Here is a 23,667-nt window from a genome sequence, read left to right on the forward strand (position 1 = left end):
AAATGGTTTTAATACATAATCATAAGCACCTTCTTTTACAGCGGCTCTTGCAGTTTCGATAGTTGCGTAGCCTGTCATTATGATGGGAACAATATCGGGATTGATTTCTTTTGCTTTGTGGATTAAAGTGATGCCGTCCATTTTAGGCATCATTATGTCTGTAAATAGAACGACTATCTCTTTTTGTTCAGAGAGTATTTTTAACGCTTTGTCCCCATCAGAGGCTAATTCGACTGTGAAGCCTTCGTCTGTTAATAATTCATGAAGGACTTCACGAATAATTAATTCATCATCTGCAATTAATATTTTCTCTTTGTGTTTAGGCATCACGACATTTTAACCCAATAAAATTTGAATATTCAAAATTAAAACAATAAATTAAATAATTATAAGTGTTATTTTATATAATAAGAAACGGATAAAAGAAACAAATAATATAAGGTATGGTCACATGGAAAAGAAGCGGTATTATTTTAGATGGCGAGTTATTGTTTTGTTGTTAAGTTTTTTCATTAGTAACTGTATATATGGGATGTCAGCAGGTATTGCAAAGGTTGTAATTACGCCTGATATAACTCGTGAGCCTGTTGGTGTTTTTGGGAATAAGATGACGCACGTTGGGAGGGATATTTATGCGAGGGCTCTTGTATTAAATGATGGAGAGAAAAGGCTTGTTATTGTTACATACGATTTAAATTGTCTTGATGTGGCTACACCTATATTACGGGAACGGATAGAACAGGAATTAGGGATAGCACCGGAATATTTTATTCCTTTAGCAACACATAATCATTGTGCTCCAATTCAGATTGTTCCAGATAATTTTGAGTATGGTCGTTGGTTAGCCCAAAAGATATTTGAATTAATTCAAGAAGCGATAAGGAATGAAAAAAGTTCGGTGTCTTTGGAGTTTGGTTTTGGGTATGTATATCATTTGATAAGTGTAGGTAATGCTCCTATAGATTATGAGGTGCAGGTTTTAAAAGTCATTGATGAAACGGGCAGTCCAATGGCTATACTTTTTAATCATCCTACACATCCATTGCATGTCGAAGGGCAAAATCATGTTATAGATACAGGTCATGTTGGATATGCAGTTGAATATCTTGAGAAGGAATATGCTGGGGCACTGGTTTTGTATGCGGATGCATGTGGAGCAAATCAATTTACGAAAAATATGATGAGTGCTCCGTTGTCAGTTGTTCAACGATATGGGGAAGAATTAGCAAAGGAGGTTGTTAACATTGTGCAAGGGAAGCAAACGGTTATTGATGGTCATATTCGAAGTTCTTTTCAAATAGTTCCTTTATCGTTGGGAAAACCGATTTCACGGGAAGAAGCGGAACGACTTTCTTTGTTCTATCCTACGGATATAGGTTATGTTCCGTATCCACATCCTGACCGTGATACGAACTGGCTTCGTTCAGTATTGAAGCATTACAAAGAGAATATCCCCTTCCCGATACGGAGTTCAGACAAAATATGTACTGATGATGGTTTTCTTGTAGAACAAAATCCTGACGGTAGGAAATATCCGTGTAGGTATGAAGAGTCTATTGTTGCGAAAATAGGCAATTTAATTTTTGTAGCATTGCAGGGAGAAGTTTGTGCACCGATTGGTATGCGGATTAAGGATGCTTTTCGTAATGAACATCCTATTATGTTGTTTGCATATATGGGTGAACACAATTTATATATACCGACGCGTGAGATTGTTAGATTAGGTATTTATCAGGCTAAGGTAATTCAGGAGCAATATGCATCACCTGTGGGTTGGTCGCCTACGGTTGAAGATGAGATGGTCAGTGCTGTTCAAAGTCAGATTAAAGAGATTTTAAGAATTAAATAGTTGATGATTTAGAGGAGAAGAGATAGTACTTATGATTAAAGCGGTTTCATTTGATTTTTGGGGAACATTGTTCAGAGATGCCTTTGGAAGGGAACGAGGTCAATATAGGGCAAAGGCGATATTGGATGTTGTCAAGGAGCGTATCTCATTGGAGGATGCGTTAGAAGCCTTATCTGTTGTGGGTAGGGAGTTTAGCCGATGCCATATTGAGGAGCAGAGAACCCTTACACCAGAAGATGCAGTTGATATTGTGTGTCTTAATCTTGGTTTAGAATTACATGATAAGGACCGAAAATATCTTGCAGAAGAATTTGCGACTGCAATCCTTGTATTTCAGCCTGAACCGATTGAGAATGCGTTGGAAGCGGTTCGATATACGGCTCAATTTGTTCCTGTGGGCTTAATATCAGATACTGGGATTTCGCCTGGGTCGTCATTGAAACAATTACTCGAAATACATGGTTTTACTGAATATATTACGTCGTATCGTTTTTCAGATGAAGAGGGAGTATCCAAACCACAGTCTGTGATGTTTGAGAAGACGGCAGTTGAATTAGGTGTTCAACCAGAGGAATTATTACACATTGGTGACCTGGAACTGACAGATATTATTGGTATAAAACAATTAGGAGGGAAGGCATGTCTCTTTACCGGGGCAACTATGAAATATCTTGGTAGAACAATTGCTGATTTCCAATTTTCAGATTGGTTAAGTTATATTCAAGAACTACCTAATATCCTCAATCATTATTATGATTAATGTTGATATGTAAAGAGGAAGAACCTCAATTGAAGGTTGTTTTTTAGAGGGGTGTATCCGGGTTGAATTTATCTATGATGGTTATTCATTTTCAATTTTTAGTGTAAAGTTTTTACCAGTTACGATGGATTCATCTACCACTATGGGTCCGTGTTCGGGCAATACGACGGGCATCTTAATTACATTTAAGATGTCTTTTTGAATGTCAATTCCAGGCATAACCCAGCGTAATTCCATTCCTTTTTCGGTTAAAACGAATGCACCGATGTGTGTTATATAAAAGACTTGTTTGCCATTTTTTAAGGCTTCTTTTCCATTAAAAGTAATTTCGTCTACTTTTTCTATAAATTTAGGTTGACCGTGACTTAGTACTTTTACTTTTCCATTTTCAATTTTTATTTTTGCTTGATTTCCCCATGCAACACAGAAGAAGACTTTTTTTGCGGCGGTGGTTAGGTCGATAAAACCACCAGGCCCGACGTAATTAATAGCACCTTCGCCTCGTTTTGATACGTTTACATTTCCATCACCATCCACCTGTAAAGCACCGAGAATGACACTATCTAATCGTTGATACATTCGTGAGAAAATGGTTGCAGATGAGACAATTTCTGTTGGATTTACAGAGGCACCGAAGAATATTCCGGGTGCTGGTAAGCCACCTAATACTCCGCTTTCGGTCATGAGTGTAATATCTTTCATGGCACCACTTTCGTAGAGGAGTCGAGATGTTTCTTCTGGCAGTCCTACGCCGATGTCTACATAATCACCTTTTTTAGAATATTGTACGAATATTGATGCGGAGAGACGTGCTAAGACTTCATCGGCAGGTGTTCGTCGTGGTGTAATTCCGAGGACATTATTTACAAAGCGAACTCTTGCGATACCTTCATCAATAGGGGTTTTGCTGTTTAGTGTGATAAAATCCCAATAGCGGGTATGTCTTACTCCACCAGTTTGTTCTGTTCCTTTCCATACAACAACGGCGTCAATGTCTGATGCAGGTAGGAAAATTTCATCGTAACCTTTTTCAACGATTTGTCCAACATTGGCTATTACAATACCACCACGTCTTTTTACTGCTTTGGTAATTTCGTAACTCTCTGAGATTAGAACGCAGTTTTTAATATATATGTTGCCTTCACGGTCTGCGGATGGTGCATTGAATACCGCAACATCTAACCAGGGGATTTCATATTTAAGTGAGTCGTTGACAACGGATACGTATTGCGGTTTATTACCGTTCAAAACGGGTGTGCCTCGTCCTGTACGGGGGTCAATAAATGTGCCAATGCCCGTTTTGTTAATGATATAGTTTTTTCCTTCTTCTCCCATTGCTTTAAGTATCAAGGTAAGGGTTCCTTGAGGGATGATATGAAGTTCACATAGCCCTTGGTCTGCTAATTTTAAGATGGATTTAAATGTCTCGGTATGCCCGGTAAAAAATCGGGTGCATAATCCGGGTAAGCCTAATTCTTCTAATGTTCCGGGTATTTTGCCTCTTCCTCCCTGTCCTCCAACACTGACGATGGTTAGGTTTTTGGGTTTGCCAGTTTCTTCAAACATTTCTCGAATTGCCCACCATATCAGGGATGCACGTTGATTCCCTGCAAGTCCAGATGTGCCAATGACAGCCCCATCGGGTATTAAAGAAACTGCTTCACGGGCACTCATAAATTTGGGATTACCAGGGACACGTACTGCCTTTTTTGTATTTCTCCAATCCCAAGTTGCTCTCCATCGTGCAATTAGATATAAAAGTTGGAGTTTTGTGAACAAATTCATAGTTTATTAACCTTTTATAAATATTTTGTTTATTTTTGCGGAAAGATTATATTAAATTATGAATGCACATTTCATAAATTAATTTTTTTTATTGTTTTTATTGTCAGGTATGTGAAATTTTTAATTGTTATAATTTTGGGCAAGTATTAGACAATTTTGAGTCAAAATAGGTTTAGTTTTTATATAATAATTTGTAATCAATATATTTTTTAATTAACAAAAGGAAAGATTGTGATACTGACACAGAGACAGGCAAATATAATTGATAATTATTTATCAGAGGTAGATAAAGCGTTAGGTGCAAGTATAGGAGAAAATTATAAGAAGGAAATACTTGCGAAACTCAAGGAAAGGATTTATTCTGCATTACGACAAAATGAAAGAAGTTATATTAATGATGAAGAGTTAATCCGTATATTAGAAGAACAATTTGATACACCTGAGGTTCAGGCAAGGAAGATTATTCATCCTAAGGATGCAAAGAAAGTTTTGATATTAAATCGAGAGGGAGGGATATGGCTTGGTGTTTGTAGTGGTATTTCTTTGAGAAGTAAGTTGCCTGTGTTGTTTATACGATTATTATTTGTTATGTTGGGTATTATTTTGGGGATTGGTTTATTTTTATATATTGCATTTTATTTTTGGTTATATTTTAGGTCTGGTATATATAGAGGCACGTCGGTACAGTGGGGGTTTTTTATATGGCAAATATTTCTTACGATATTGATTTTGATGGCGGTGTTTGGATGTTCAGTTTTAATATTAAAGGGAATTGAGTATATTCACTATAATTATGTAAGTCATCTTTCGGAGAAGAGCAGACTATTATATGATGCATATAACTATAATATTATGATATGTCTTTGTTTTTGTTGGACATGTTTATTATGTGGATGTATGGGAGGTTTACCTTTGAAGAATGAGTGGGATAAGACATTTAGGAATTTGAGGGATGCTCAAATAGCCCTTTTTGTTTTTTTAGAATTTATTTTAATAGTAAGTTTATGTGTTTGGCTTATTGTCGATGCGGTTGATGTTATTAGGGATATAGTAATATGACATGTTCGTCATTTTAATGATACATTAGATATAGATATTGGTATAATTTTTTTAAGTTTAATGATTAGAAGGAAGGAAATATGGTAATGATGATTCCTGAGAAGGGTAAGACTTCAGATGAAGTGTTGAAGGAATTAGAATCTGCAAGGCAGAATGATGCTCGTTGGGAGGAAGGAAGGATATTTAGTTTGGTATTTCATCATTCAGAGGAACATTCTCAGTTAATAAAAGAGGCGTACGGGATGTATATCCATGAGAATGGACTAAATCCGATGGCTTTTTTGAGTTTGAGGAAGTTTGAATCCGAAGTGGTACAAATGACGGCTTCTTTGCTTCATGGGGATAGTGAGACAGTAGGTTGTATGACTTCTGGTGGGACGGAAAGTATTTTATTAGCCATGAAAACATATAGGGATAAAGCGAGGAAGGAACGTAAGAAGCGTTACTTTGTGCCTGAGGTTGTTTTGCCAGATACTGCACATGTGGCGTTTGAGAAAGCGGGTGAATATTTTGACATAAGGATGATACATGCCCCAGTGGATAAAAAAGGAAAAGTAGATATTAAAGCGATGGAACGGAGGATAACACCCAATACGGTTGCGTTGGTAGGTTCTGCACCGAATTATCCTTATGGAACTATTGACCCGATTGAAGAATTGAGCGAATTAGCAATTAAATATAATTTAGGGTTGCACGTAGATGCGTGTGTAGGTGGTTTTGTTTTGCCATGGTTTGAGCGGTTAGGAGAGGCTATTCCTCGGTTTGATTTTCGAGTGCCAGGGGTAACGTCTATTTCTGCAGATTTGCATAAATATGGTTATTCAGCTAAAGGTGCGTCGGTAATTTTATATCGTTCGATAGAGATAATGAAGCATCAAATTTTTGTTTATGTAAACTGGCCTGGAGGGATATTTATGTCGCCAGGGATAACGGGAACCCGACCTGGTGGTGCTATTGCATCTGCTTGGGCAACCCTTATGAGAATGGGGCAGGAGACATATCTGGAAAATGCACAAAAATTAATAGGGGTGATTAAGAGGTTTCAAGAAGGGATAAAATCGATTTCGGAGTTAGAAATTATTGGAGACCCTCAGGGACCTTTATTTGCTTATTGTAGTAAAGATGAACGAGTAAATATTTATTCTGTTGCGGATTTGTTAGAGGAAAAAGGGTGGCACATTGACCGCCAGCAAAAACCTCCCAGTATCCATTTTATGATTAACCCTATACATGAGAAAATTGTTGATGAATATATTCGTGATTTGAAAGAGGCGGTTGAGAAGGTGAAAGAGCATCCAGAACTTGCAAAACAGTCGAAAGCACCGACATATGGAATGATGGCAAACGTCCCATTACGAGGCTTGGTTGAGTCAGAAGTGCGGAAAATTGTTGCAAATATGTTTAAGAGTGAATCGCAGAATATTGTTCTTGATGAACCAAATGCTCCTGTAAATGGATTAAATATATTGAAAACGTTGTTGAACTATCTAAAAGGGAAATAATTTTTATTATTATGCTAATCTTATGAACAAAAAACTCTATTTTTTTATTGTATATGTATTTCTTTTTATGTTTGTCTCCAATGCTCAAGAAAAGTGGATGGAGAGTGTAAGGAGTGGATTGGATAGTGTTGTGAAAGGGATACACCAAATTGGTTCGTATGCTGATGAGGTTTTAAGGTCTAATCTTTTTGGTGTAGAACAATCTATTCCTTATAAAACGGAGCGTACGTATGAAAATCAGTTTCCTGTTGCTCAAAATGTAAATTTTCTTATTAGTAATGAATTTGGGATAGTAGAGATTAAATCGTGGAATGAGCCTGTTGTTCATATTTCTACGACACTTGCTGTTGGGAGTCAGGAACAGGAATCTTTGAATCAGGTATTGAACGAATATCAACCGAAAGTTATAAATGAAAATAATGTTATTTCGATAGAGAACCATTTTCCAGAGGCTAAAGTCTCATATATAAAGGTAGACCATGTTATAACGGTTCCTCGTTCTGCGAGTGTGTCTGTTGATAATTTTTTTGGAGATACTCGAGTGGTGGGTATTGGTGGAAATGTAACATTAAACAATCAATATGGTGCTGTCGAACTTGAAAATATAAATGGTAACGTTTCAGTACGGATGCAGGGTGAGTTTCCTGTGAAGGTTAGACGGATAACAAATGGTGGTACATTTTATCTTTCGAGGTGTGTTGCGGAATTTTCAGATATTTCAGGAGATATGAATATTTACAATTTATTGGGCAGTGTTAAACTTCAAAAATTAGGTGTAGGGCGATTTTCTCTTCATAGTGATAGTGGTAGGGTGTTTGTTCAGATAGATGATGTGCAAAATATTGATATTAAAGGCAGTTTACTGAGTAGTACATTTAATACGGATTTGTCTGTTATTCAAAAAACAACAGGGGCATTAAATGTAGTCAATTTACAGAATCCTGAAGCGACGTGTAGATTGGATGTTTCAGCAACATTTTCGGAAATAGCCATTTCGAAAACCGAAGCGTCTATATCAGATTTGACGACTGTGATATCCAACGCTAAACCTTATAGTGAAATATCCACATGGGAAGAGGGTATAACATCTGGGGATGTTCTGATTATTAATAATCAGAAAGGGGATATTCGTTTGTTAACATCTGAAGAGCCCAAGGTAAAAGTTAAAGCGACGCGGTTAGTGTGGGTATCGTCGGCAGATAGAGCACCGACAATGCTTGAGAAGGTCACGGCGAACTTTCATAGAACCGATAATCGAGTTTATGTAACAAGTGGAGGTAATTTTGATAAAAACATAGATACATCCTTTGATTGGCGAGTGGATGTTCAGGTGTTTTGTCCTGTGGGTATAGAGGTTGTAATTGAATCGAATGATGGACAAACTGCGTGTGAGAATATACAAGGGTCTTTGAGAGTAAACCAGTCTTCTGGTTTGATAACCCTTTCAAAATGTAAAGGTTCTTATTTCCTTTCCAATCAGAAGGGGAATATTAAAGTAGAAGAAGTTGAGGGAGATGGTGAGATTACTATTCGTAATGGTGTGGCATCTTTGAAAAATGTTAATTCTCCGATTAATATTACAGCGTTTCAATCTAAAGTTAATATGGAGGATATACATGCTCGTGTTTTTGGTCGAGTGCAAGAAGGCGATATATATTTTTTAGCAATGAACGGGATATATGGTGATATTGATATTATGGTGGAAAAAGGGAATATCAGCATGTTATTCCCCCCTGATGCAGATTGTAAGATCAAAGCGGTTGCATACAATGGGATTATCGACTCTGCAATACCGTTGACAGGGTTGTTTTCAAGAACAAAGCAGGAAGCAGAGACGCAGTTAAGAGACGGTAAAAGTAATATTTTATTGCAGACAAGTAACGGGGATATTATTATTGATGGGAATATCGTTGAGAATGCGTCTGTTAGTGTTGAAACACCAACAGAATCAGGAAATAATGGGCAGAATCAATAACATCTAACTGAAATCTTTATCTATTTATAGGTTCGGTCAGTCATCAATGAAGAATTCAGAGTATATTATTATACGAGGTGCTCGGCAACATAATCTTGCAAATATTAACCTTGATTTACCACGTAATAAGTTAATTGTAATTACAGGATTGAGTGGTTCGGGTAAATCGAGCCTTGCCTTTGACACTATCTATGCGGAAGGGCAGAGGCGTTATGTAGAGAGTTTATCTGCGTATGCGAGGCAATTTTTGGAACAAATGGAGAAGCCGGATGTAGATTTGATTGAAGGGTTAAGTCCATCTATTTCTATTGAACAGAAAACGGTGCATCGTAATCCTCGCTCTACGGTTGGTACTGTTACTGAAATTTATGATTATCTTCGTCTTCTTTTTGCGAGGGTTGGAACGCCGTATTGTTATAAGTGTGGAAAGGTTATTTCTGCTCAGACCTCACAACAGATTGTTGACAATATTTTAAGATTTCCAGAGCAAACAAAGGTTCAAATATTGGCTCCATTAGTTCGCCAGAGGAAGGGGAATTATACGAAGCTTTTTGAGGAGATAAAAAAATCTGGTTTTGTTCGTGTCCGTGTGAATAGGAACATTTATCATGTTGATGATGAGATAACATTGGAGCGGTATAAAAAGCATGATATTGATGTTGTAGTAGACCGACTTGTTGTGAAGCCTGAGATACAGAAACGATTGACCGATTCGGTTGAAACGGCTTTGAAATTAGGGAATGGGTTAATTCGTGTGTGGTATGAAGTTCCTGGGGGTCAAGCCCAAGAACTTATGCAAAGTGAACGATTATCCTGTATTGATTGTAATATTTCAGTAGAAGAATTAGAACCACGGATGTTTTCGTTTAATAATCCTAATGGAGCCTGTCCTGTGTGTACAGGATTGGGCACAGTTATGGAGATTGACCCTGAACTTGTAGTGCCCAATCCTGAATTGTCGATTGCGGAAGGTGCGGTTGAACCGTGGAGTCAACGGCCTGTGCTTGATTCTATGTATCGGAAGACATTGCGGATGGTGTGTGAACATTATGGGAGCAGTCCGTTTATTCCGTGGAAAGATTTACCGGATGAGTTAAAGGATATTATCCTGTATGGGTCAGGGGATGAAGTTATTCATTTTAATTATCGGATGGCAAATAGTACGTATGAAACGTATAAACCGTTTGAAGGGGTTATTCCTAATCTTGAACGGAGATATAGGGAAACGCATTCGACTCGTGCCCGTGAGATGATACAGAACTATATGGCTGTCCGAGAATGTCGTGCCTGTCAGGGTACACGGTTGCGTCCTGAATCTCGTGCTGTTAAGGTAAGTGGGAAGAATATTATCGAAGTGACAAGAATGTCTGTTAAGGAAGCACGTTCCTTCTTTGAGGATTTACATCTTTCAGAATTTCATAGGAAAATAGCGGAACGGATACTGAAAGAGATTCGATTGCGATTATCGTTTCTTGCTGATGTGGGTTTGGATTATTTGACGTTAGACCGTTCTGCTGGGACGTTATCAGGTGGAGAGTCTCAACGAATAAGGCTTGCAAGTCAGATAGGTTCGGGATTGGTTGGGGTTATTTATGTTTTAGATGAGCCCAGTATAGGGCTCCATCCCCGTGATACGCATCGGCTTATCGAAACGTTGATGAAATTACGTAATTTGGGGAATACTGTGATTGTTGTGGAGCATGATGAAGCGACTATTCGTTCAGCAGACCATGTTGTTGATTTGGGTCCTGGTGCTGGTGTTCATGGAGGGAGGGTTGTTGCTCAGGGATCGCCGTCCAAGATAGAGAAGTCTAAAGAGTCATGGACAGGAAAATATCTTTCGGGAAAATTCCAAGTGTATTGCCCAGAGAAAGTACGGAAACCAAGAGATAAATGGCTTATTCTTCGAGGTGCTTCATTAAATAATTTGAAGAATATTGATGTGGCATTTCCATTAGGGTTATTTATTTGTGTGACAGGTGTTTCTGGTTCGGGAAAATCGAGTTTAATCAATGAGACGCTCTACCCTGCGGTGAAATATGCGATATTAGGTAGGAAACCCGAACAGAAACTGTATTACACTCAAATAGAGGGGATTGAGAACGTAGACAAGGTTATTGATATTGACCAATCTCCAATAGGTAGGACACCCCGTTCTAACCCAGCAACATATACGGGCTTATTTACCCCTATCCGTGAACTGTTTAGTAAGACACCTGAGGCTCGTGCGAGAGGCTATTCTCTAGGACGTTTTAGTTTTAATGTTAAAGGTGGTCGTTGTGAAGCATGCGAAGGCAATGGTTTTTTAACTATTGAGATGCAATTTTTGCCAGATGTTTATATCCCTTGCGATACGTGTCATGGTAAACGATATAACAGAGACACCTTGCAAATACAATACAAGGGGAAGAATATTGCGGAAGTGCTGGATATGACAGTGGAAGATGCTTTGGGGTTTTTTAAAAATATTCCCCAGATATCAAAGCCTTTGGAGACGCTGTTTGAGGTAGGTTTAGGATATATGAATTTGGGTCAACCAGCGACAACTTTATCAGGGGGTGAGGCACAACGAGTTAAGTTAGCAACAGAATTATTAAAGAGGCATACAGGGAACACGCTCTATATTTTGGATGAACCTACGACGGGCTTGCATGCTGTTGATGTAGACCGCCTTTTACGAGTTTTGCATCGATTGGTTGATTTGGGCAATACGGTCGTTGTCATTGAGCATAATCTTGAGGTTATACGGACAGCAGATTGGATTATCGACCTTGGACCTGAGGGAGGAGATGAAGGTGGAAAAATTGTTGCGGAAGGAACACCATCAGAAATTATGGAAGTCAAGGGCTCGTATACGGGTGAACATCTAAGAAGAAAGATGAGTTATATTTCTAATAAAAAATATGGTAATATGAAATAAAATATAAAGAAATTAAAACATATTTTTAAGAGGAAATGAGTAAATGAATTCATTGGAAAGGTATATCCGAACAATAAAGAAAGAACCCGTTGATTTTTTACCACGCATTCCTATATTGATGGCATTTGCTACACATCATATTGGTTCAAATTATAGTCAGTTTGTTCAGAATTATGAGGTGCTTGTCCGTGCAAATGAAGCCTGTGTTAGAGATTTTGGTATGGACCAATGGAGTACTATTTCGGACCCGTTTCGGGAGACTTCTGGTTTTGGAGCGGAATTGGTATTTCCAGAAGATGCTGTTCCGAGATGTGTAAAACCGACTTTAGAAGATGACCAAGATTTTACGAGATTACAACCGCCAGACCCTTATAAGTCACCTCGTATGTATGACCGTATACAGGCTGTTCGGGAAATGAGACGTCGAGTAAAAGATGAATATTCAGTGATGGGCTGGGTAGAAGGACCAGCAGCAGAAGGGGCAGATTTAAGAGGTGTTACAAATTTTCTTACGGATTTGTTGGTTCAGCCTGATTATGCTAATGAGTTGATGGCGTTTTGTATTGATACCGCTATTCATTTTGCACTGGCTCAATTGAAGGAGGGGGCAGATACTATTGGGATTGGTGATGCAATAGCAAGTCAAGTGTCTCCTCAATTGTATTATGATTTGATTTTTCCACATGAATATCGATTAATGAAGGCGATAAAAGATGCTGGTGGGTATGTGAGGCTACATATTTGTGGAAACACACGGCATCTACTTCCATACTGGAAAGAATTACCTTGTGATGTGTATGACTTAGATTGGTTTGTGCCATTGAAAGAAGCCCGTGACGTTCTTGGGCAAGATGCAGTGATTGCTACTAATTTAGACCCTGTGCGAGAAGTTATGGATTCTACGCCAGAAGTTATTTCTCAAAAGTTAAAGCAGATGTATAAGGAAGTAGGGTATCCCCTTATGATAGGGGCGGGTTGCGAGATACCATCTGGAACGCCGAATGAAAATTTGAAAGCATTATGTACCCCTATCGAATTTTAATTATGGGGAAATAAAGCAATTTTTATTCGTGGTTATCTCTTTGTCCAAATTTGTCTTGATATTAAGGGTATAAATTCAGACCATTTTTCACCTTTTTTTATAGTTTCTTGTTCAATTCGTGTTATAGCGAAAGCCTGAGCATCAAGGTTATCTAAATGATAAAGTACCACAGCCTCTAATGTTTTGGGGAGAACAGGTGCACCATTTTCATATTCACCGTGATGAGATAAAATACAATGAAGAAGATGTAATTTTAAGTCTTCAGGGAAACCATTTATATTCTTTATCTTTTCGGAAACAATCATTGCTCCTTCTACTACATGCCCGATAAGTTTTCCACAGTCGGTATAGTCAACAAACAATTGATTTGTATAGAGTTCGTGTATTTTGCCGATGTCATGCAGGAAACAGGCAGTGAGCAGTAGATCCTTGTTGATATTGGGGTAAAATTTGCATAAGGTCAGTGCCAGACTCATAAGTTCATAGCAATGGCGAATTAATCCACCACGCAATTCATGGTGCCATTTTTTTGCAGCGGGTGCACATATTAAGGCATCCATTAAGTTGGAATCGTCACGAATGCTTTGGATTAATTTTTGTAACCAGGGATTTTGGATGGAGTCAAGAATAGCCCATAATTCTTTTAGGTAATGTTCAATGGGTTCTTCGGGCAGTGTTAAATCTTCGATGGAATATTGACCTTTTCCTAATGGGATTAAATTGTTTGCATGGATTTGGAGTCGTTCTTTATATACCTTTACCGTGCCTTTGACAACGACAACATCTCCTACTTCGATTTTCCGTGCTATTTCTGCTGGCTTTTCCCAGACAATACCACCGATTTCACCCGTTTTGTCACGAACTGCAAACCCTAAAAATTTTTCACCTGATGGTTGCGTTTTTAGGTCTTTATGAACAAAAAGGAAATAATCATTAACTTCATCCCCTTCGTGTAAGTCAGCCACATATTGATATTTCATTGGGAGTTCCTTTCTTCAGTTTCTATCGTAGGTTCAAATAATAACATTTGGTTTTCTTTTTTGTCTTCTTTTACAGTGATGGTTTCAGGTGGTTGTTTTAAGTATTTATCTTTTTCATCAGGAATAATCTTCGGCTCTGTTTTTTCTTCAGGCAATTTTGGTGGTTCTTTTGATAGTTCTTCGATTTGTTTTTTCTTCTCAATATATTCTAAATATCGTTCATTAAATTCAATTAATTGTTGCAGTAAATTGCTGATGATTAATATGGCATCTTTTTCGGAGATGAATCTTTGTTTATAACTTTGAACGACCCACTGGTAGATAGATTTACATTGTTTGATTTGTTTCAAGATATTTTCATTGGTAGAGTCGATGTCCCATTGGTATTTTAGTGATGAGATTTCATCCCATCTTTTTTCTAACTCAATAATGTAAGGTCTATTTTTTCTTTTTTTCCATAAGGTAAAGATGTGTTTTGTGATTACTATAAAGAATAAAATAGAACAGAAGGAGGTAATGAGGGCTTTTAATTCATCTTTTGTCAAAGGCTTGTCCTTTTCAAGGTAGTTTACAGCAGTTGGGTGAATAGTCACATAGGGAGGAGGTAATGCGTTAGTTATATCATAATGGTTATTATAGACTATTGAAATTATTTCAGGTGAAAACCATGTGTCAAGAATGGCACGGACTAATGAAGTAGGTACTTTAGTTGAGACGATTAAGAACTCAGGAATATTTATTGTATTGATAGCCTTTTCTGTTTCTATTGAATAAACCACTTCTTTTGTATATATGCCAGGTGTTATTTTGGCAAATTCATTTATTTGAGCAATAAGAACAATGTTGTACCATGGCTTACTTAATAGTTGACGAATTCCTTGTGAACGAATATTCTCGACCCAGACTACAGCTTCTATGTCACCATTTGAAAAGGCTTTTTCTACATTGTCAATTTTTATTTTTTTAAGTTCTGGTGGGACATCAAAGTTGTAGAATTGTATGAGTTTTTCCGTTAGGTATATGGCGAGAGGTATGTCCCCTTGAAAACCGATTTTTTTGCCTGTTAACTGTGAAAATTCGGTGATGTTGTAATTTTTAGGGGAGATGATGTTAAATAGTTTTTCACCAGCTGTGACGAGTGTTGCAATATTTTGTCTATTACGTAGGTAGGACACGGAAGTGGTTATAGTGATATCACCTTTACCTTGAGATAGCATCTCAACGGGGGAAGTGTTTTTATCACATTCAATTTCCCTTATATTGATTTTTTTGTTGAGTAAAAGATTATTTTTTAAGAGTTTTAGAGTTTCTATCTCTATGTCTTCGTTCATGGGGTATACAAATTTTAATGTTTGTGCCCGAAATGAAAATAGGCTGAGGAACCCCTTTGAGATGAATGTTTGTGTGTGGTGTGGAGCCAGTGCTGAAAATAAGGAAGCAATTGTAAGAAGAGATAAGAAGATGTAATAAAGAGTATTTAATGGACGTAGAGTTGTTAATTTGCGAATTTTATTCACAAGGTTAAAGATAAATGACATAGGTTGAAAATATCCGAGAATTAAATCTCTTTGTACACGAAATTATATTCTGCATGTTCGAGTGTAGGTGCTTTTTTATCTTTTTCAGAGATGATTAAAGGTTCTTCAGGCCATTGAATTGCTACATGTGGGCACGCGTAAGATAAAGAACGTTCTGCATTCATATTATAAAACGAGGTGCATTTGTATAATACGAGTGTATTATCACTTTGACTTAAAAACCCATGAGCAAAACCTATAGGGACCCAAAGTAAACTCAAATCATCAGAAGATAAATGGAACCCTTCCCATTGTCCAAATGTAGGTGAACCTTTTCGTAGGTCGACAATAACGTCGTATATTTTTCCTGAGAGACAGCATACAAGTTTGCCCATACCATGAGGGTCTAACTGGTAGTGCATGCCTCTCAAAACGCCCTTTTGCGATTTACTTAAATTGTCTTGAACAAAGTCTTCATGAAACCCTACTTTTTTTAATTCTTCCAGATGATATAATTCGGTGAAGAATCCACGGGTATCATTGAAGGTACCAATTTTAAAGAGAATAGCCCCTTTTAGCCTGCTATTTTCAATACCTTTTATAATCATAAGCAATCCTTTTTTATATTAGTAGTTGAATATTTACTATTAAAAGCCTTTTAATATATCAAAATTTTTATATGTGTAGTATTTTAACATTGATTAACTGATATTACCAAAGAATAAAGGAGTTGGTTATGTTTTTTGAACTTTTTGTTCTAATTTTATGTGTTTTTATCATGTTGGGTATGGCAGAAAATTCTAATGTGGAGGAATGGGAAAATCCTGATATTATTGGAATTAATAAAATGCCTCCACATTGCACGTTTATGCCATTTCCATCTGAGGAATTAGCATCTACAAATGATAGGACAAAATCGCCTTATTATATGTCATTATCTGGCACATGGAAGTTTCATTGGGTTCCCGTTCCTGAGCAGAAGCCTAAAGATTTTCATCATGTAGATTTTGATGATTCTAATTGGACGGAGATTCCTGTTCCTTCCCATCCAGAATTGTTTGGTTATGGTAAGCCGATATACACAAATATTCAATATCCATTCTGGCCTGTAAATCCTCCATATATACCGCATGATGATAATCCAGTATCTTCGTATCGTAGGATATTTGAGGTTCCAGAGGCATGGAAAGGTAGGGAAATTCATTTAGTATTTGATGGAGCAATGAGTGCTTTGTATGTATGGGTAAATGGGACATTTGTTGGGTATAGTCAGGACAGTATGACGCCTGCAGAATTTGATATTACGCCGTATTTGAAAGAAAAAGAAAATCTTCTTGCGGTTCAGGTATTTCGTTATTGTGATGGCAGTTATCTTGAAGATCAGGATAAATGGAGGGTAAGTGGAATCTATCGTGATGTATATCTCTGTGCTTTGTCAGATGTTCATATTGATGATTATTTTTTCAAAACGGAGTTGTCTAACAATTATCAGAAGGCTACGGTCTCATGCGACATTCAGGTTAGAATCTCTAAAAAGGATATAAAGGATGTTATTATTGACATTGATGTTGTAGACCCTTCAGGGAAAAAGGTGGGTACCTATTCTACGGAGAAGATTAATGACGTAAAACATGAAGATGGAACAAGCCATGTTCATTTTAAATCTCAATTTGATATAGAAAATCCGTATTTGTGGTCAGCTGAAACACCGTATTTATATCAGTGTTTTATCAGGCTACACGAAAAGGGCAAACTTGCTGATGTTTATCCACAACGACTCGGTATTCGTGAGGTAAAGATAGAAAAAGGGGTTCTTTATATTAATGGGAAGCAAGTAAAATTAAAGGGAGTAAACCGCCATGAGATTTGTGCGGAATCTGTTCATGTTATGTCGAAGGAGCAGATGATAGAGGATTTAAAAATAATCAAAAGGCATAATATTAATACTGTCCGTACATGTCATTATCCCGACCAGCCAATGTGGTATGACCTTTGTGATGAATGGGGATTATATATTATCGATGAAGCAAATATTGAGTCCCATGGGATGGGTTATGAATTGGAGAGAACATTAGGAAATAAACCTGAATGGGAGAAGGCACATGTTGCACGTGTTGAAGCGATGGTGCACCGTGATAAAAATCATCCATGTGTTATATTTTGGTCGTTGGGAAATGAAGCAGGTAGTGGATGTAACTTTGAAGCATGTGCGAAGAAGGTTCGCGAGATAGACTCATCACGTCCTGTTCATTATGAACGGATGAATGAAATAGCGGATGTCCATAGCGAGATGTACACGCCACTTTGGGATATGCTCAAATTTGTGGCTCATAATCCAGAGAGGGCATTTTTCCTTTGTGAGTATGCTCATTCTATGGGAAATAGCACAGGCAATTTGCAGGATTATTGGGATGTGATTGAAGCCCATAAGACATTAATAGGTGCTTGTATTTGGGATTTTGCTGACCAGGGGATTAAAAAGCCTTTGCCAGAAGAGGTGGCAGGCAAAACGGGGAAGAAATATTTCTGGGCGTATGGAGGTGATTTTGGGGATAAACCTAATGATGGAAATTTCTGCTGTAATGGAATAGTTCAACCTGACCGAAAACCGAATCCAGGGTTATATGAGGTTAGGAAGGTTTATCAGAATATAAAGGTGAAGCCAGTTGATTTACAGAGAGGAATTGTAAAGGTTATTAATAATTATGGGTTTATAAATTTAAAAACATTTGATTGGGTCTGGACACTTGAAGAAGACGGTGTCCCTATTCAAGAAGGAAAGTTACCTTCTCTTTCTGTGCCTCCGCAGTCCGAGTGTGAGGTTACTATTCCTTTCCAGAAAGTAAATCCTGTTATTGGGGCGGAGTATCGGCTTTTGATGGAATTTAAGTTGAAAGAACCAACTTTATGGGCAGATGCGGGCTTTACAATTGCGTGGGAACAACTGAATTTACCATGGTCAAACAGTAGTTCGAAAACTCAGGGTGTTTTACAAGAAGAAGTAAAGAAGTATCCTATTCAGATTGAAAAGAAGAATGATGTATTGTCGTTAAAGAATGAAATGTTTAATTTGGTGTTTGATTGGAATAAGGGATTATTGACGTCATACTTTGCTTTTGGCAAACCTATGATTACAGGGGAAATGATACCAAATTTCTGGAGACCTCCGACGGATAATGACCGTGGAAATAATATGCCATGGAGGCTTGATGTATGGAAAAAATCAACTTATGAACGGACGTTGTTGTTTAGGAATATTAATAAGATAGATGATTATAACATTGAAATTCGTTTTGGGTTTGAATTACCTGCGGAACGTTCTCAATTAATTATTCAGTATTTTGTGAAGAATAAAGGGGAGGTATTTATACAATATGAATTTATTCCTAAGGGGGCTGAATTGCCAGAAATACCGAGAATTGGAATGCAGACGAAAGTGGCTTGTGATTTGCAATCAGTTATTTGGTATGGGAGAGGACCCCATGAGAATTATTGTGACCGTAAAACAGGTGCACCTATTCGGGAATATGCGTTATGTGCAAAAGAGATGTTTCATCATTATGTGCGTCCTCAAGAAAATGGGAATCGGACAGAGGTTCGTTGGATAACACTGTTAGATGAGAAAGATAATGGGATGATGATAGTCGGATTGCAACCGATGGAGTTCAGTATATGGCATTGCTCCATGGAAGATATTGAAAATAGTATGCATGATTATGAATTGCCAGAAAGGGATTTTCAGACATTAAATATTGATTATTTACAAATGGGAGTTGGTGGAGATGATAGTTGGGGTGCTTTGCCTCATGAGGAATATCAGATAAAACCGAAGAAGTATCAGTATTCGTTTGTAATGCTACCTATAAAGGCAGGTTCGCGAAATCAATTTAGGGAGTTATATAGAAAATATATATCAGAGAAGTTTTAGTTATGAAGAAAACAGAAACTTTATTTTGAGTATACTTTCCTCTCAAATGCGTTTGGAATATTCATTTCTTCTCGATATTTGGTTACGGTTCTTCGTGCTATTTTAATGCCTTCTTGTTTTTGAACCTGTTCGGCTATTTGCTGGTCGCTCAATGGTTTTGATTTGTCTTCTTCATCAATGATTCGTTGAATGATTGTTTTGATAGTCCGTGATGAAATTTCTTTCTCGCTGGTTTCAGATTTTTTACCCCCTGTGAAGAAGTATTTTAATTCAAAGATTCCTTGAGGGGTAGACATATATTTTTTCGCAATGCATCTTGAAATTGTGGATTCATGGATTCCTAATCGGCTGGAAATATCTTTGTATGTCATTGGTTTTAAGTATTCAACACCATTTCTGATAAAATCTTCCTGTAGGGTCACGATTTCTTTGGCAACTCTGTAAAGGGTAGAGTTTCTTAAATCGATACACCTTTTGAGGCGTATGGCAGACTCTTTATATTTGCGAAGTTGAGCCTTATCCTCACTGGGTAAACGTTTTATTTGTTCCTTAGGTATTGTTTCTACGATTTTGATACTCGGGGTGATTTTATCTTCCAGTTCAATAGTAATCTCGTCTTCTTCATTTATCTTTACTATAATATCTGGAATGATATATTCAGGTTCCTCGGCAAATTCATGTCCAGGATAAGGATTTAATGTGTCTCGGAGTAGTTTAATGAGTTCTTCGACCTCATGGGGTTTTATATTCAATCCTTTTGCAATTTTCAATATTTGCCGATGAATAATCTCATCATGATATTCTTCAATCAGTTTTTGTAAGAAGGGATTATCAGGGAAAAGACGTTTTACTTGAATTAAAAGGCATTCTTTTAAATCTCTGGCACCTACGCCAGGAGGGTCAAGACTCTGGATTTTTTTAAGTATTTTTTCTATGTCCTCCGTTGAGGTATTGAATGCTTTTGCAATTTCTTCAATATCACCAACAAAATAACCTCTTTGGTCGATGCTCGCTATAATGCTTTCGCCAATTTCAATCTCTTTCTCGTTGTCTGTATCTATTCTTAGTTGTTTTATTAGAAAACTTCTTAATGACTCATGATATTTTTGGTTTGCAAAGCGTTTTTCTGCCCACTCGTCTATATCGGGGTTATAACTTAAATTTGTGGGATTTTTGTATCTATCATCATCTTTTTCTAAATCAAAATATTTCTGATTGGCTTCTTCTTGTTCATATTCATAATCATTTTCATCATCGATATCAGGTTCGTCACGAGTATGAATAGGTGTAGTTTCGGTAATGGTTGAGGTATTTTCTGTCTCAAATAAATCGTCTGTTGTTGGCGTTTCTACCAGATCGTGATATTCTAATTCGATAAGAGGGTTTCCATCTGCCTCTTGATGAATATATTGTTCTAATTCATAAATTGGCATTTGTAAAATTTGTAAGGATTGAGTCTGAAATAGGGATAATTGAAGTTCCTGTCGTTGTTGTAATGTTTGTCTGGCTTCTAACTTCATTAAATTTGTCCCTATCGAATCGCTCTTGTTTATAATTGAAATTAGTGATTTACAAAATTACATAAAATATTTTACCAAAAAAGTGAAAATTTGATACTAATTAATTCATATTTGTGTTATAATATTATAACAAGAGAAGGTAAGAGGCTAAATAATGAAATTTAGTTTACATGTGTTGATTATATTAGTATTGATTATTTATTCGCTATCAGGGATAAATTTAAATAGCAAAACGAATGTGGTCGCATGGCAGGCTGTATTAACATCAATTCTCACTCAAACGAATGGATTAGATGTTACTATATTAAATAACGATGTTAATGGGGACACAAAGGTTGATGTATGTGATTTGTGTGTGATTGTGAACAAGATGAAACAGAATGATGGGAACGTTCCAAAATCCAGAAATATTAAGAACCAGTATGTGTGTTTACATATACGATATGAGGATATAAACAAAAGTGTAAATGAAAGTAAAGAAACGAACAGTTTTGATGAAAACGAATTTGAAGAAATACAGATGTTACGTGTATTAAAAAATTATTTGGAGAGAAATGTTAAGACAGTTGATATCCTGTATATATCCCCGCCTTTACGATGTTAAATAAAAATTAATTTTCCAGTTGTTTATAATAACTTTTATGTGGTACAATTTAAAGAAATTAAAATTAATAGAAGGAGAATAAAAAAATGAATAACAGGAAGTTAAATTTGAAGAAAGTACGTTGGATTTTATGGGCTTTATTAATTAGTTGTTTTATTTATATATGCCCAGCAGGAGCACAAACAGACGCAGAGGTAGATTATTGTAATATTCCTAATTGCAGTAATTTAATACCAGGTCCTCTGTATACAGAAAGTTTTGAAAATTCAATGAGGGAATTATATACGAAAATCCCATTAATTGGAGGAAATCCTGATAATCTTGATTTGGACTTTGATGGGATGAAGGATACCGCTCAGGCTCGTTTATTCGATACGATTATGGAAAGTTTTTCATTGATTGGTGGGATACCTACCCGTAATTGTATTTATTGGGCTTATGTAGGCAATCGTTTGAAGGTTGAAGCGTTGGCTCTTGCTATACAAGCAGGCTGGCCATCCTATTTAGGAACGCCACCAGACCTTGAAGGTATGAAAACCTTTTTCGCAGCACTGGCAACAATGGGGAACACAGCGATTATTAATACTATTCTATCAGCGTTGAATTGGATAATTCCTGACTTACCCGACCTTTCCTTATTAGAATTGGATGGCTCAAATATTGTTTATCTAAATGCCAAAGGTGATGCGGATTTGGACGGTGTCTGCAATATTGGTGAATACAAAGCATGGGTTTTGAACACACCTGCTGACTTTGATGCATTTGTGAATGCGGCTATTAATAGTAGTATTACAGATTATTACGGTGGTTGTCCTGCTTGTGGGACAGAAGGAGCCGTTGAAGGTGAAGGCGAAGGTGGAGGTCCACCTCCTTGTAATATGCGTTCTGATGAAAACTATTTTGCATTGTTAGTAATGTTTGGTGATACAAATGGTGATGGTAAGTTAACAAAAAATGAATTAAAAGCCTTTGTAACAGGTTTCCTTTTAGATTTAGGATGGTGGCTAATTGATAAAGACGGTGATGGTTTTATGTCCTTTGATGAATTTGTAGCCAGTAATCGTTTGGGTGGACTTTTACCTGCAAACCTTGATTCAAATGGAGATAATCAGGTAACTCTAACAGAAATAAGACAATTAAGTTCAAAGATTACGCAAGACCAATTTAATCAGCATGATGTTGATGGTAATGGCTATCTTGACTGCATCGAGATGATGGGTCCACTTCCAGAATCCTGCTATGCTGAATGGTGTTGGGATACATGTAATCAGACCGCAGTAAGTGCGGGATTTGAAACTGCATTACGTAGTTTGTATGGACTTGCTACCTGGCTTGGATTAAATCCTGACACAGCTGATATAGACGGAAATGGAATGTATGATGTGGCTCAGGCAAGGTTATTGGATTATATTCTTGCCCATCCGGAATTGCCTGTTTTCTGCTGTGTGAAGAACGCATACATGAATAATCGTGTTGTGGCTCAAGGAAAATGGGAATCTATTCCCCTTATTGGACAGGTATTTACACCTACTACTTTTATTAATGTAATTGCTGGGGTTTTAACGACAGGGGAGCAGTCATTAATCAACTCCGTTGTAAGTATCATTGATACACTATTATTCTGGACAACATTTACCCTTAATGAATATGATCTAACAGCTGGGCAATATCTTACATCAGCAGGTGACCCCGATTTTGATGGAGTTTGTAATGTGGGTGAATATAAAGCCTATGTGTCTGCACCCACGGATATAGATACCTTTATACTTGCATCTTTAGATATTAATCAGGCAGTAAATGGTGGTGGTTGCCCACTTTGTCCAGGTACTTATGAAGGCGAACCCCCTTGTAATATTGAGGATATTACGCATTATTATTATATCTTGATTATGTTTGGTGATACAGATGGAAATGGATTATTATCCAAGGAAGAACTTAAAGCCATTACAGGTTGGAGTGATACCGCTTTGTCATTGTGGGGGCTGGTTGATACAAATGGCGATAATCAGTTATCTCTTGAAGAGTTTTCTAAAGTAGAATGGTTGTATAACCTATTGCCAGGATTAGATGGGAATAATGATGGTGCCCTTACGCTTATAGAATTGCAAAACTTGAATTCAAATATAACAGTTGACCAATTAAATGCGGTGGATTTAAATCAGAACGGTGCACTTGATTGTGAAGACTTTGTGTTTGCAGAAGGTGAAGGTGTGATTGAAGGAACTC

General features: G+C 37.1%; 16 protein-coding genes. 10 read left to right on the forward strand and 6 right to left on the reverse strand.

Annotated features, from left to right (window positions below; all coding sequences use genetic code 11):
• A partial coding sequence (locus PLJ10_11860) for a response regulator (GenBank protein HOK10340.1) occupies positions 1-327 on the reverse strand: 327 nt, incomplete at its 3' end.
• A gap of 124 nt (positions 328-451) precedes the next feature.
• On the opposite strand from PLJ10_11860, the gene PLJ10_11865 reads away from it, so the two are divergent.
• Positions 452-1,849, forward strand: a complete 1,398-nt coding sequence (locus PLJ10_11865; protein HOK10341.1) for a hypothetical protein — start codon at positions 452-454, stop codon at positions 1,847-1,849.
• Between the two features lie 31 nt (positions 1,850-1,880).
• Positions 1,881-2,609, forward strand: a complete 729-nt coding sequence (locus PLJ10_11870; GenBank protein HOK10342.1) for an HAD family hydrolase — start codon at positions 1,881-1,883, stop codon at positions 2,607-2,609.
• Positions 2,610-2,690: 81 nt separating this feature from the next.
• On the opposite strand, the gene PLJ10_11875 is transcribed toward PLJ10_11870, so the two are convergent.
• Positions 2,691-4,394: a CoA-transferase gene (locus PLJ10_11875; protein HOK10343.1), complete on the reverse strand. Its 1,704-nt coding sequence runs from the start codon at positions 4,392-4,394 to the stop codon at positions 2,691-2,693.
• Between the two features lie 231 nt (positions 4,395-4,625).
• On the opposite strand from PLJ10_11875, the gene PLJ10_11880 reads away from it, so the two are divergent.
• The 5 genes from PLJ10_11880 (at position 4,626) to PLJ10_11900 (ending at position 12,892) form a co-directional block, all read left to right on the forward strand.
• Positions 4,626-5,453, forward strand: a complete 828-nt coding sequence (locus tag PLJ10_11880; GenBank protein ID HOK10344.1) for a PspC domain-containing protein — start codon at positions 4,626-4,628, stop codon at positions 5,451-5,453.
• Between the two features lie 80 nt (positions 5,454-5,533).
• On the forward strand, positions 5,534-6,955 hold the full coding sequence (locus PLJ10_11885) for an aspartate aminotransferase family protein (protein HOK10345.1): 1,422 nt from the start codon (positions 5,534-5,536) through the stop codon (positions 6,953-6,955).
• A gap of 97 nt (positions 6,956-7,052) precedes the next feature.
• Positions 7,053-8,930, forward strand: coding sequence for a hypothetical protein (locus tag PLJ10_11890; GenBank protein HOK10346.1), 1,878 nt, complete (start codon positions 7,053-7,055; stop codon positions 8,928-8,930).
• A gap of 46 nt (positions 8,931-8,976) precedes the next feature.
• Entirely contained in the window at positions 8,977-11,850 is a 2,874-nt protein-coding gene (gene uvrA / locus PLJ10_11895; protein ID HOK10347.1) for an excinuclease ABC subunit UvrA, read from the forward strand.
• Between the two features lie 43 nt (positions 11,851-11,893).
• Positions 11,894-12,892, forward strand: a complete 999-nt coding sequence (locus PLJ10_11900; protein HOK10348.1) for a uroporphyrinogen decarboxylase family protein — start codon at positions 11,894-11,896, stop codon at positions 12,890-12,892.
• A gap of 32 nt (positions 12,893-12,924) precedes the next feature.
• Here the strand turns inward: PLJ10_11900 and PLJ10_11905 are convergent, their stop codons facing one another.
• From PLJ10_11905 to rfbC, 3 genes are read right to left on the reverse strand one after another with little or no spacing between them, the layout of a single operon-like run.
• Positions 12,925-13,872, reverse strand: coding sequence for a CRISPR-associated endonuclease Cas3'' (locus tag PLJ10_11905; protein ID HOK10349.1), 948 nt, complete (start codon positions 13,870-13,872; stop codon positions 12,925-12,927).
• Positions 13,869-15,410, reverse strand: a complete 1,542-nt coding sequence (locus PLJ10_11910) for an ABC transporter substrate-binding protein (GenBank protein HOK10350.1) — start codon at positions 15,408-15,410, stop codon at positions 13,869-13,871. Before PLJ10_11910 ends, PLJ10_11905 begins: the two co-directional genes overlap by 4 nt.
• Before the next feature lie 20 nt (positions 15,411-15,430).
• On the reverse strand, positions 15,431-15,997 hold the full coding sequence (gene rfbC, locus PLJ10_11915; protein HOK10351.1) for a dTDP-4-dehydrorhamnose 3,5-epimerase: 567 nt from the start codon (positions 15,995-15,997) through the stop codon (positions 15,431-15,433).
• 128 nt (positions 15,998-16,125) lie between these two features.
• Between rfbC and PLJ10_11920 the strand changes: the two genes are divergently transcribed.
• Positions 16,126-19,317, forward strand: a complete 3,192-nt coding sequence (locus tag PLJ10_11920; protein HOK10352.1) for a glycoside hydrolase family 2 TIM barrel-domain containing protein — start codon at positions 16,126-16,128, stop codon at positions 19,315-19,317.
• 20 nt (positions 19,318-19,337) lie between these two features.
• Here PLJ10_11920 and rpoN read toward each other — a convergent pair whose 3' ends face one another.
• Entirely contained in the window at positions 19,338-20,837 is a 1,500-nt protein-coding gene (rpoN, locus tag PLJ10_11925; protein HOK10353.1) for an RNA polymerase factor sigma-54, read from the reverse strand.
• Positions 20,838-20,991: 154 nt separating this feature from the next.
• On the opposite strand from rpoN, the gene PLJ10_11930 reads away from it, so the two are divergent.
• Complete coding sequence (locus PLJ10_11930) at positions 20,992-21,441, forward strand: hypothetical protein (protein HOK10354.1); 450 nt, start codon at positions 20,992-20,994, stop codon at positions 21,439-21,441.
• Between the two features lie 86 nt (positions 21,442-21,527).
• Positions 21,528-23,667 (forward strand): EF-hand domain-containing protein (locus PLJ10_11935; GenBank protein ID HOK10355.1); only part of this gene is annotated, 2,140 nt, incomplete at its 3' end.

It is taken from the genome of Candidatus Hydrogenedens sp., assembly GCA_035361075.1.
GTDB lineage: Bacteria > Hydrogenedentota > Hydrogenedentia > Hydrogenedentales > Hydrogenedentaceae > Hydrogenedens.